5 protein-coding genes are annotated in these 12,804 nt (G+C 48.3%); 3 read left to right on the top strand and 2 right to left on the bottom strand.

Translation table 11 applies throughout. The annotated features are described in order from the left end of the window. The first annotated feature begins 86 nt into the window (after window positions 1-86). A complete protein-coding gene (locus tag QQ055_RS01600; protein ID WP_284475872.1) occupies window positions 87-1,595 on the top strand; it encodes a UbiD family decarboxylase in 1,509 nt (502 codons plus the stop codon). A gap of 173 nt (window positions 1,596-1,768) precedes the next feature. Here the strand turns inward: QQ055_RS01600 and QQ055_RS01595 are convergent, their stop codons facing one another. Both QQ055_RS01595 and QQ055_RS01590 read right to left on the bottom strand, forming a co-directional pair. Continuing rightward, window positions 1,769-5,035: an efflux RND transporter permease subunit gene (locus QQ055_RS01595; RefSeq protein WP_283357420.1), complete on the bottom strand. Its 3,267-nt coding sequence runs from the start codon at window positions 5,033-5,035 to the stop codon at window positions 1,769-1,771. 79 nt (window positions 5,036-5,114) lie between these two features. Beyond that, the gene (locus QQ055_RS01590) at window positions 5,115-6,461 is read right to left on the bottom strand and encodes an efflux RND transporter periplasmic adaptor subunit (RefSeq protein ID WP_284475871.1); all 1,347 of its coding nucleotides are present in this window, start codon (window positions 6,459-6,461) and stop codon (window positions 5,115-5,117) included. 379 nt (window positions 6,462-6,840) lie between these two features. Between QQ055_RS01590 and QQ055_RS01585 the strand changes: the two genes are divergently transcribed. Next, complete coding sequence (locus QQ055_RS01585; protein ID WP_284475870.1) at window positions 6,841-12,246, top strand: trifunctional serine/threonine-protein kinase/ATP-binding protein/sensor histidine kinase; 5,406 nt, start codon at window positions 6,841-6,843, stop codon at window positions 12,244-12,246. 318 nt (window positions 12,247-12,564) lie between these two features. After that, window positions 12,565-12,795 (top strand): hypothetical protein, encoded by a 231-nt coding sequence (locus tag QQ055_RS01580; RefSeq protein ID WP_306469577.1) that lies wholly within the window; start codon window positions 12,565-12,567, stop codon window positions 12,793-12,795. The last annotated feature ends 9 nt before the right edge of the window (window positions 12,796-12,804 follow it).

Genomic DNA, 12,804 nt, shown 5'->3' with positions numbered 1-12,804 from the left:
TTCAATACAACGCGCGATCGCCCCTTTCCTGACCTGTGGCGGTTCAGCCCATAATAAAGGCAGTGACTTCATCATTGTTTAAGATCATGGCCAGAGACTTACGGGGATTTATCAAACTTTTAGAAGAACGCGGACAACTGAAGCGTATCAAGGCTTTGGTCGATCCCGACTTAGAAATTGCTGAGATTTCTAACCGGATGTTGCAAGCAGGCGGCCCTGGATTAATCTTTGAGAATGTCAAAGGATCGCCCTTCCCCGTAGCCGTTAACCTGATGGGGACAGTAGAACGGATCTGTTGGGCGATGAATATGCAACATCCCCAGGAACTCGAAGAACTGGGGAAAAAGTTGGGAATGTTACAGCAACCCAAACCTCCGAAAAAGCTGTCCCAAGCGATTGATTTTGGTAAGGTCTTGTTTGATGTGGTGAAGGCGAAACCGGGACGAGACTTTTTTCCGGCCTGTCAGCAAACGGTCAGTCAAGGGGAAGAGTTAGACTTGAATACGATTCCCATGATTCGCCCGTATTGTGGGGATGCAGGCAAGATTATCACCCTCGGTTTAGTGATTACCAAGGATTGCGAAACGGGAATTCCCAACGTTGGGGTGTACCGCTTGCAATTGCAATCCAAAAATACCATGACCGTGCATTGGCTATCCGTGCGTGGGGGGGCGAGGCACTTGCGGAAAGCGGCGGAACGGGGGAAAAAGTTAGAAGTGGCGATCGCGCTGGGCGTAGACCCCTTAATTATTATGGCCGCTGCTACCCCAATTCCTGTAGACCTCTCAGAATGGCTATTTGCGGGCTTATATGGCGGTTCTGGCGTTAACCTCGCAAAATGCAAAACGGTGGATTTAGAGGTTCCCGCAGACTCAGAAATTGTCTTAGAAGGGACGATTACCCCAGGGGAGGTATTACCCGATGGGCCGTTTGGCGATCACATGGGATATTACGGCGGCGTGGAAGATTCGCCGTTAGTTCGCTTCCACTGCATGACCCATCGTCAAGATCCAATCTATCTCACCACCTTTAGCGGTCGGCCTCCCAAGGAAGAAGCGATGATGGCGATCGCGCTTAACCGCATTTATACCCCCATTCTGCGCCAACAAGTCTCGGAAATTGTTGATTTCTTCCTACCAATGGAAGCGCTAAGTTACAAAGCGGCGATCGTCTCCATTGATAAAGCTTATCCCGGACAAGCCCGTCGCGCCGCCCTGGCTTTTTGGAGTGCGTTACCGCAATTCACCTATACCAAGTTTGTGATTGTCGTGGATAAAGAGATTAACATCCGCGATCCGCGTCAAGTGGTTTGGGCAATTTCTTCTAAGGTAGACCCCTGTCGAGATGTCTTTATCTTGCCCGAAACGCCCTTTGATACCCTAGATTTTGCTAGCGAAAAAATCGGTTTAGGCGGCAGAATGGGCATTGATGCCACCACTAAAGTTTATCCAGAAACCCAACATGAATGGGGCGCACCGTTAAAATCCGATGCAGATGTTGCAGCAATGGTGGATCGACGTTGGGCAGAATATGGATTAGCCGATGTCGCCCTAGGGGAAGTTGACCCCAATGTGTTTGGCTACGATATGCATTAGACCCTAATTGACTGACAAATCTTTTAGCGGTTTCGTTGGGTTACGCTAAGGCTAACCCAACCTACCAAAGAATCAAGGTTTTGGGAGTTTTGTCAGTCAACCAAGCATTAGACCATAAATTAAGGCGAGGGGAGTTGAAGCCCCTCGCCTTAAAACTAGCCCCAAACCGGGTATTATTTGGCTTCTACCTTGGTCGTTTCGCGAGTTCGCAGAGATTTGATTTGGTGAATTTGACCCTTGAGTGTCTTAGGCCCGCCACCGCCGAAGAGTTCGTGGAGGAGGACGTAGAAACAGGGAATAATAAACAACGTCAGCAGGGTTGCTAGAGAAAGACCTGAAAAGACAACCACGCCTAGCGGTTGCAGAAATTCTGACCCTTCACCCACCCCTAACGCGAGGGGGAATAGACCTAAAACCGTGGTAATGGTCGTCATCATAATTGGGCGGAGGCGTTGGGGGGCAGCTTTAAGAATCGCTGACAGGCGACTGGCTGATTCACCCCCAGCTTGTTCGTAAATCTGGTTGGCCAACTCCACCATAATAATCGCGTTGTTGACCACAATCCCTACCAACAGGACTGCGCCGACAATCACCGTAGCACCGATCGCCGTTTGGGTGATAAATAGACCAAAAATCCCCCCAGCTAAGGCTAAGGGAACCGTCAGCATAATCACCAGCGGATCGATTAAGGAGTTATACTGCACGGCCATGACCACAAACACGAGGAACGCCGCTAACCCTCCTAACACTCTTAACGCACTCTGTAACTCTTGGGTAGCTTGGGCTGAAGAACTGGGGAGAATTGAAACGCCTTCAGGTAAATCGAGAGGCGCGATCGCATTTTCCATTTGCGCGATCGCATCCCCTAAGCTTGCCCCTTCTACTAAGTTTCCAGCAATTAAGGCAACTTGACGCTGATTAATCCGCCGAATTTCTCCAGGCGCTTGTCCGGGTTCAATCCGGGAGACATCCCCTAGGCGAATTTGTTGGCGGTTAGCCGCAAATAAAGGTAGGCGTTGTAATTGTTGGACTTGGCGCACGGCCCCATCTTGCAACTGTACCCGAATATTGATTAAGCGGTTGCCCCGTTGCAATTGGGTGGGCGTTGAACCTTGGATAGCCGTTGCGAGAGTATCGCCAATATCCTGCGCGGTTAATCCCACCTGGGCGAGTCGTTCCCAGTCGGGGAGAATTTGCACCTCTGGTTGGTTGGGGTCGCCATCCGGTCGGAATCGCGCTAAGGTAACATTCTCATCTAATGCCCTCATCACCAGGCGTTCGGCTTCTCGCAAGCTTTGGCTATCGTTTCCTTGCAGCGCCAGGTCAATTTCTGCCCCCCGAACGGGAGAGTTATTCAGAATTAGACCCCGAACGGATTCGGGAACTAAGCGGATGCGGGTGTCGATTAAGTTAAGTTGGTTAAACTCCGGGGTGACGCGTTCTGCAAACGCCGCGACGTTGGTTCCGGGTTTTAGGGTAATGGTACTGCTAGCGCGGAGGAGGTTTTCGTTGGTATTCGCCCCAAACAAGAAGCCGCCAACGGTGGAGAAGACATACTCCGTTTCTGGCTGTTCTTGGAGAATGCGGTCAATCTCTGCCATCACGGTGCGGTTGGTATTTAAGTCCGTACCGGGGGGAAATTGAGCAATCAGACGCGCTTGTCCCGTATTGATGCGCGGCAGAATTTCTTGGGGAATATGCCCCACCATCAGGAAGCTACCGCCACCGAGGATAACAAAGGCGAGGGCGATCGCCAACAGCCGCCAGCGCAACACCTGCCTTAAGAACCAGGCATAACCGGCGGTGGCTTGTTCAAAGCGGCGATTAAATTCGCGCAACGCCCAAAACTCGCGGATGCGGCTAGACCAAGAGACGGCCAGCAGGCGGGAAGTTAAAGCCGGAACGACGGTAATCCCAATGACGAGGGAGGCGGCGACGGCAAAACTAATGGTCAGAATTAACTCATTAAACAGTAAGGCAATAAACCCGCCAATCAGCAAGAAGGGCATCACCGCCACGAGGTTCGTCGTGGTGGAGGCTAAAAGCGCCGATTCGAGTTCTTGGGCGCTATGTTCCGATTGCTGAATAATTTGTTGAGTATTGCGCGAACGATTGCCATTGCGATGCGGCATTTTTTCCACGCCATCGACAATGTTCTCTAGCATGACGATGGAGTTGTCTACGACAATCCCCACGCCCAGCGCTAGACCGCCCAAACTGAATATATTAATCGATAATCCAAACACCCCCATGAGGATAACGGCGGTCATCGTTGCGAGGGGAATGGCAATGAGGATAATTAGAGTTTGACGCAGGGAACCGAGGAACATCAAAACCGCGATCGCCGCTAAAGCCGATCCGGTTAAACCTGCCATCACCACGTTATTAATCGAGTTTTGGATAAAGCGCGATTCATCGAGGGTAGTAATTAGGGTGATATCGTCTAAGAGCAGACCCGATCGTCTCAGGGTTTCGATCTGCCGCTTCACGCCCTCAACCACCTCAATCGTATTAGCGTCTGGCTGCTTTTGGATGCTAACTTTAACGGCGCTTTGACCGTTGAGGGAAACCAGAACCCGTTCGTCTTCGGTGCCATCCACGACTTGAGCAAAATCGCGCAAAAAGACGCGCCGGGTCGGGCCAGAGTCGCCGCTAGCGGTTGCCACGTCAAAAGAGAGGTCGCGAATTTCTGCCGCGCTGCTAAAGCGGCCAACGGTACGGGTAAGGGGTTCAGATTCCGCTTCTCGCAAGCGTCCGCCGGAGATATCCGTGTTGCGCGATCGCAAGGTATTCAACACCTGATTGATGCTGACGCCCAAAGATTGCATCCGGTTGAGATCCAAATTCACCCGGACTTCTTCGCGCACGCCTCCCGACACATCCACCGAGGCAACCCCCGGTACGACATTGAGTTCTCTAGCCAGTTCTTCGTCGGCAAATACCCGCAAATCCACGCCGCGCAAGGTGTCTGAGGTGAGGGCAAACTCATAAACCGGCAGTTGAGACGGATCGACCTTAAACAGGCGCGGGTCTTCAATCGTATCGGGCAAGCGACCGCGAGAACGGTTAAAAGCGGCGGTGGCTTCGTTTAATGCCTGGTCAATATTGCCCCCCGGTTCAAAGTATAGATCGACGCTGACTTGTCCTTCGCGGGTTTGAGAATAAACCTGAATCACCCCTTCAGTTGCGGAGAGGGCTTCTTCTAAGGGGCGAGTAATTTCATCGACGGCCACTTCGGGCGAAATTCCCGGCGCGCTGAGGCGTACCCCAATCCGAGGATAGGTAATCGCGGGCAGCAAATCGACGGGCAATCGATTGACGTAGAATACGCCGATCGCAATAATCGCCAGGGTAATCATCAGGGTGCCGATATGGCGGCGAATGGCTGTAGCACTGATGCTGGCTTTAGGCTTGGGGACAGTTTTGTTGTTGGTAGTCATGGGCGATCGCTCGCGAGTCATAGGACAGGCATTCTCATTCGTCATCAGTTCCCGTGCCAGACGACACCGGGACTAGAGATCATTGTTCTGACAAAATGCTTAATCTCACTGCCTCCCCATCTTCTAAGGGGCGGCTGCTGCGACGGACGAACCGCTCTCCGGGCTGCAAACCGGAGCGAATTTCAATGCGATCGTCAATTTGTTGACCGAGGGTGACGGTACGGGCGCTGACGGTTTGGGCCTCTCCGGTCGATTCTAGGATAAAGACGGTGGCTTGTTCGCCTGGGTTAAAGCAGGGGGCTGAACCTCGCCCCCTGCTCTGGCCTCCATTGTCGCCTTTAGAGAGGGCGCTTTGGGGGACAATCAGGCTATCGCGATCGTCGGCAATAAAGCGGACGCGGGCCAGCAAACCGCTACCCAGGCGATTATTATCATTGGGGATGGTGACTTCAACCGGGACGAGACGACCGACGGGATCGGCGGCGGGGGAAATGCGGCTGACGACGCCGTTAAAGGTGTTGTTGGGGAAGGCGTCGAGGCGAACTTCTACGGACTGCCCCGTGCGGATGTTGCTAAGTTCGAGTTCGGAGATTTGTACGGCAACTTTGACTTGGCTGAAGTCGCCGAGTCTGAGGATTTCGTCTCCGGGGCGCACGAGGTTTCCGGGTTCGAGGATTCGCTCTAAAACGGCTCCCGATAGGGGCGAGGTGAGTTGGGCAAAGCTTTGGCGTTCTTGGGCTTGGTTAACGATCGCTCTTTGGGCGGCAACTCTTTCTTGGGCGACGCTAACGGCTTGTTGTTGGGTGCGGACTTGTTCTTCTAAGGAACGCACCACTTGCTGGCGGGTGCGGGCTTCGGTTTGGGCAACTTCAGCTTGCTGTTGAGAGACGGCCCCTTGACGAAAAAGCTGCTGCTGGCGTTCGGCGTCGTTTTGAGCTTGTTGCAGTTCTAGACGGGCTTGTTCGAGACGCGATCGCACTTCGCTGACTTGGGTTTGGGCTTGGGCAACTTCTAGGGAACGGGCAGCAAGTTCGGCTTCGGCTTGAGTGACTTCGGAGGTACTCAGGGTACTATCGATTTGCGCCAGTAAGTCGCCGCGACTCACGGTGTCGCCAATATCGGCGCTGAGGTTGAGGAGTTGACCTTCGGTTTGCGATCGCACCGAGACGCGCTGGAGGGGTTCGGTTGTCCCCGTATATTCTAAGGGGGGTCTGAGGGACTCAGCGCGCGCGATCGCCACTTCTACAGAAGGGGTGCCTTGGGCCGCACCGCCTTGGGGGGGCCTGGGTTGAGCGTCTGCTTGTTGGCGCGGCAGCCAACCGCATCCGGTTAGGGTCAGCAGCAATAGGGATAAGCTAGCAGATTTCCAAATGCTAAGATGCGGTGGATGTTGCAGCCACGGATGAACTTGACTGAGTTGCCTCATAAAATCTCTCGTGTTGCCTGATAATCGTTTAGACTCGTGGAAAGCCAAAAAGGTTTAAGGCTCTACTGGTTTCTAATTTAGAGCATTGCTTAAAAAAACGTAAAAAACCGAGATTTCCTCAGTTTACGCTGATTCGATCGGATCGGTATCATGGGTACGAGAGCAGGCTTGAACTTGAGCGATTGGGGTGCAGGCAAGTTTCAGAGAAAGTCTCTCTTAATCTCTATCTCAAGAGGTAACAAGGATTACAACCCTCTTCTATCTAAGGTCGTAAAACTAAGCGAGCGATGGAATTGGGGCGTTTTTAGGCTTGCGGCTGTTCTCTGCTGCATGATTCTCGGTTAGGCAACTGGCTGGCTCTTTTTTTCTCTATGCTGCAATGAAAGCTCTTGCAAACTACCAGATCCTCACCAAAATTTCTGAGGGAGATGCGTCTGTTGTTTATCGGGGACTCCGCCAAAGCGATAACTTGCCGGTTGTGCTAAAGCTCCTTAAACGAGATTACCCCACCCCGGCAGAACTGACTCGCTATAAGCAAGAATATGAGATTACGCGATCGCTCTCTGCAACAGGCGCGATCGCTACCTACGAGCTAATTAAGGTTAAGAATACCTTAGCGATCGTCTTTGAAGATTTTGGCGGTGAATCGCTCAGGCATTTTGTAGAAGGGCAAACCTTAAGCATCGTTCAACTTTTAAAAGTAGCTCTAGAACTGGCAAGAACGCTCGCCGATATTCACACCCACCAAGTCATTCACAAGGATATTAATCCTTCTAATATCGTTTACAACGGCGTTACCCATACCCTTAAACTGATTGATTTTGGGATTTCTACTGCTCTCAGCCTAGAAAATCCTGCACTTAAACCCCCCCTCAGTTTAGAAGGAACGCTTCCCTATATGTCGCCCGAACAAACGGGGCGAATGAATCGTTTTCTCGATTATCGGACTGATTTTTATTCCCTGGGCGCAACCCTTTACGAACTCTTTAGCGGAAGTCCGCTGTTTGTGGCAACGGATGCAATGGAGTGGGTGCATTGTCATATCGCCAAACAGCCTGTTTCCTTGTCTCAAATCAATCCTGAAGTCCCCCAGATCGTTTCTGATATTGTCATGAAGTTGTTAGCAAAAAATGCTGAAGACCGCTATCAAAGTGCTTGGGGAATTTATACAGATTTAGCAGAATGCTGGCAGCAAGTCGAGAAAAATGGCACAATTATTGCCTTTACTCCCGGTCAATACGATTTTACAGATAAATTTCAAATTCCGCAAAAACTGTACGGTCGAACCGCCGAAATTCAAACCCTACTTTCCACCTTTGAACGAACCAGTCAAGGGGCTTCAGAACTCTTTTTGATTTCGGGTTACTCTGGAGTGGGTAAATCTTCCTTAGTTCAAGAGATTTACAAACCGATTACGCAGCAACGTGGATATTTTATTGCAGGAAAATTCGATCAACTCCAGCGCAACCTTCCCTACTCTGCTTTAGTCTCAGCTTTTCAATCCCTAGTTCGTCAAATTCTCAGTGAAAGTCCAGAAGAATTACAAGTTTGGCGAGAAAAGTTACTCACCGCCTTTGGTTCTAATGGTCAAGTAATGATTGAGGTGATTCCTGAATTAGAACTCATTGTTGGCGAACAGCCCAAAATTCAGGAATTAGGCGGGATAGAAGCCCAAAATCGGTTTAATTTAACCTGTCAAAACTTTATTCGAGTGTTTGCTCAAAAAGAGCATCCCTTAGTTCTATTTATTGACGATCTGCAATGGGCAGATTTAGCAACTCTAAAATTATTAGAATCAATTTTGTCTCAAGAAGACAGTCAATACTTATTCTTGATTGGAGCCTATCGAGATAACGAAGTATCGGCAACACATCCCCTTAGTTCGCTCATAGAAACGCTGCAAAAACAACAGGTTAGAATTAGTCAGATTCATCTGAATTCTCTGGCATTTGAGCACGTGAGAGAGCTAATTTCAGACACCTTGCACGCAGCGCTAGAACAGGTTGAACCACTCGCAAACTTGGTGATGGAAAAAACGCATGGGAATGCATTTTTTGTGAGTGAATTTCTCAAAAATCTCTATGCTGAAAAATTGCTCAGTTTTGATGTAAGAAGCGGTTGGAATTGGGATATTGAACAGATTAAAGCGCGAGATATCGCCGATAATGTGATTGAACTAACCATTCAGAGTTTGCAGCGACTTCCCGATGCAACTCAGAAGATTATAAAACTTGCCGCTTGTATTGGCGATCGCTTTGAACTCAACACCCTCTCTTCCATCTGCCAGCAAGAGAGTTCCTTTCTATTTCAACAGTTACTTCCTGCTATCGAAACTCACCTCATTCAACCCCTTTCCGATTTAGAATTACCCGATCGCGATCTCTTTGCATCTCAACCTATTATTCTATCCTATAAATTTTTACACGATCGCGTTCAACAAGCGGCTTATACTTTAATTGAGGATACTAAAAAGCAAAAAGTTCATTGGCAAATAGGACAGCGACTATTGACAAATACACCCGTCAATGCGCCGCCAGACTTATTATTTCAAATTGTCGATCACCTCAATTTAGGACAAACTTTAGCGAGTTCTGAAGTCGAGAAAATTCAACTGGCTCAATTGAACTTAGAAGCAGCTCAAAAAGCTAAGATTTCTGCTGCCTATGCTGCCACCTTAATCTACAGTCAAAATGGGGCTAACTGCCTTCCTGAAGATTGCTGGAAAAACTACTATAAATTAACCCTAGCCTTATATAAAGAGTGGGCTGAAGCCGAATATTTGAATGGTTGCTTTGAAAAATCTGAAGCGCTGATTCAATTGATTTTACAACGAGCAAAAACCTTACTAGAAAAAGCTGAAATTTGCCGATTGCTAATTGTACAATACACCTTGAAAGGAGATGGTGAAGCAGCGATTCAAGCTGGTAAAAAAGCTTTATCTTTAGTCGGTATCGATCTACCCGAACGTCATCTTAAAGCAGAATTTGAGCAAGAGATGGCCAAAATCGATCGATTGTTAGAAGGTAAAAGCGTTACCTCCTTAATTAAATCTCCAGATGTCGCGCAACCCGAACATAAGATTATTCTCAGCTTACTCGCCAATATTGACGCTGCTCTCTATGTTTACAATCAAGAACTGTGGCTGTTTGTTAGCGCTAAAGTGGTTCATTTACTGCTTCAGTACGGACATTTACCAGAAGCGTCAGCAGCCTATTCAAACTATGGCGTGATTTTAGGTGTTTATCGCCAAGATTATCAACTGGGAACCGCCTTTGCCGAACTCTCCTTACAGGTGGCCGAAAAATATCATAATCTCTCCCAAAAATGCCAGAGTGGGGCGAATTGTAATTGGGTCTTTTCTTGGACAAAGCCAATTCGTTATATTCAATCTTTAAACGAAAGTTTCTATCATGCTGGCTTAGAATCGGGACAATTTCAATGGGCTGGCTACATTTTAATGTGGAAAGTCTTTAATCAATTTTATCAAGGCGAGACGCTAGGCAAAATTCTACAACAAATTCCCAATTATCTGCACTTTGCCGAAACCACCCAAAATCATTGGTCAAAAACGACCTTACTTGCAACTTACTTAGTAACTTATAACCTGAGTGGTGCCAGCGAAGATGAATTAAATTTCGATACCGACTTGATTTCAGAAGCTGATTATTTATCGGAAGAATCAGCCCTCTCTTGCTTGTTTGCAAACTGTACTTATTTAATTCTGAAATCTCAAACCCTGTATATTTACGATCGGTTTCAATTGGCTTTAGATTGCTTGGCAAAAGCCCAGCCCTATTTAGATTATATTTCTGGAAGTATTGCCTTAATCAACTATAACTTTTATCAGTCTCTATGCCTTATTGCCCTGTACCGACAGCAGACTGAAGCCGAGCAATGCCAATCTTGGCAAGTTCTGATCGAGAATCAAAAACAGCTTCAACTTTGGGCAGAAAATTGTCCTGAAAACTGTCTCGATAAATACCTTTTAGTAGAAGCAGAAATCGGGCGAATTTCTGAAAAAGGGATAGAGACAATCGATCTTTACGATCGCGCGATCGCAGCCGCTAAAGATCCTGAATTTAGCTACAATGAAGCCCTAGCCAACGAACTCACCGCCCGATTTCTATTAGAACTTGGCAAAGATAGACTTGCTCAAGTCTATTTACGCGATGCCTATCATGGGTATCAGTGTTGGGGGGCACAATCCAAGCTAGGCTTACTACAAAGACAATATCCCCAATTACTAGCAACTGTATTTTCCCCCGCCCCTGCCGTTCATGCCACCCTCAACTCAACCCATTTTTCAACCACAACCAATTCAGGGGTAGTTCTAGATTTAGCAGCAGTGATGAAAGCTTCTCAGGCATTATCGAGCGAAATTGTCCTAGAGAAGCTGTTAAATCAACTCATGAAAATTGTGCTAGAAAGTGCAGGGGCGCAGTTTGGCTTTTTAATTCTCGAACGAGAGGGAGAATTGCTAATTGAGGCGGCGGGTTCTGTGGAAATGTCTGAGGTGAGGGTGTTAGAGTCGATGCCAGTCAGCGAAACTCAGGCTTTACCTCATTCTGTGGTTTATTACGTGGCTAGAACTCACGAATCGGTAGTTTTGCAGAATGCCACAGAGGATGCTCAGTTTAGTCACGATCCTTACATTCAACTGCACCAACCGCGATCGCTGCTGTGTACTCCGATCCTCAAACAAGGCGAGCTTTTGGGGATGCTCTACTTGGAAAATAACTTAATTGAGGGGGCATTTGCCAGCGATCCGCAAAATGAAACTCTAGGAAGCCGCTTGGAGATTTTGCAACTATTATGTTCGCAAGCGGCGATTTCTCTAGAAAATGCCCGTCTTTACCAAACCTTGCAAAACTCAGAATTGCGGGAACGCCAGAAAGCAACCCAACTAGAAGCGTCTTTGCGAGACTTAGAAGAGGCGCAATTACAACTGGTGCAAAGCGAGAAAATGTCTACCCTAGGGCAGCTAGTGGCTGGAATTGCCCATGAAATCAATAATCCGGTGGGATTTATTTCGGGTAATTTAAAGTATGCCTCAGAATATATCGAGCAATTGTTGGAACTGTTGCGACTCTATCAAATACAGTTTCCTCAGCCTGGAGAGGATATTGTGGATTTATCTGAAGAGATTGAGATCGATTACCTAGCGGAGGATTTACCAAAGCTGATTTCTTCGATGACGGAGGGGACGGAACGCATCTATCAAATTAGCGCTTCTCTGCGAACCTTTTCGCGGGCGGATACAACCCATAAGGTGGCGTTCGATCTCCACGAGGGGCTAGATAGCACGTTGATGATTCTCAAGCATCGTCTGAAGGCGAATGAGGTGCGCCCTGCGATCGCAATTTTGAAAAACTATGGCCCCCTACCAGAAGTGTATTGCTATCCCGGCCAACTCAATCAGGTGTTTATGAATATTATTGCTAATGCGATTGAGGCGATTGATGAATTCTGCCAAACGCGGACTTACGAACAAAATCATACTCGCCCCAGCACGATCGCGATTAGCACAGCCCTCTGGCAACCGGAAACAGGTTCGCTTCAACCCTATGTCACCATTCGGATTCAGGATAATGGGCCGGGGATGACTCCGGAAGTCTTGCAAAAAATCTTCAATCGTCTGTTTACCACTAAGGCGGTTGGAACGGGAACGGGTTTAGGTTTATCGATTTCTCGCCAAATTGTTGAGGAACGTCACGGCGGGCGTTTGCAGTGTCTCTCCGCACCAGGACAAGGGGCTGAATTTTTAATTGATTTACCGCTAGCCTAGCGGTTTGCACCGTTCTTTATTGGGGGGATAAGTATAAAATAATGCCCTATTTTCCCTTGAAGGGACGGAGGGCGATCGCGCCACGCTTGGGGGGTGTTTTGCCGGGCCAACCAGAGCGAAAGTCAACAATCCTCTAATCATTTAGGTTGTTCCATTCCCAAATCGCGATCGCTCTAGCGAGGTCAATGGGCTTCATATTTTACGACCTCTTAATTTCCGTATAAATACGATTGTCGAGAACGAGGATAAAATCGCACAATTGAACGGAATTCATCACCTCTTTCTTAATCAAGAAAACATCTATCTATGGATAGAAAAATGAACCGTTTTTGGATCTTTGTTCTCAGTTGCAGTGCAGCAGGCGTTCTCCTAGGCGCAGCTTCAAGCCAAGCAGAAATTAACCAATGCTTTAGTGCCGTGCAACCGAGCAATGAGTGTTTAACCCAAGACCCCATCCTGAAAACTGTTGAAGGAATGAGCGTGGGTTTACTAGCGGGTGCAGGGGCAGCAGTGGGCGTTACCTGGCAAATGTTTTCTACCAAAGAGTAGCCCTAGAGA

This window comes from Geitlerinema calcuttense NRMC-F 0142, from assembly GCF_030285425.1.
Note: the sequence above shows the minus strand (reverse complement) of the source record. Positions and strands in the feature narration are given on the sequence as shown.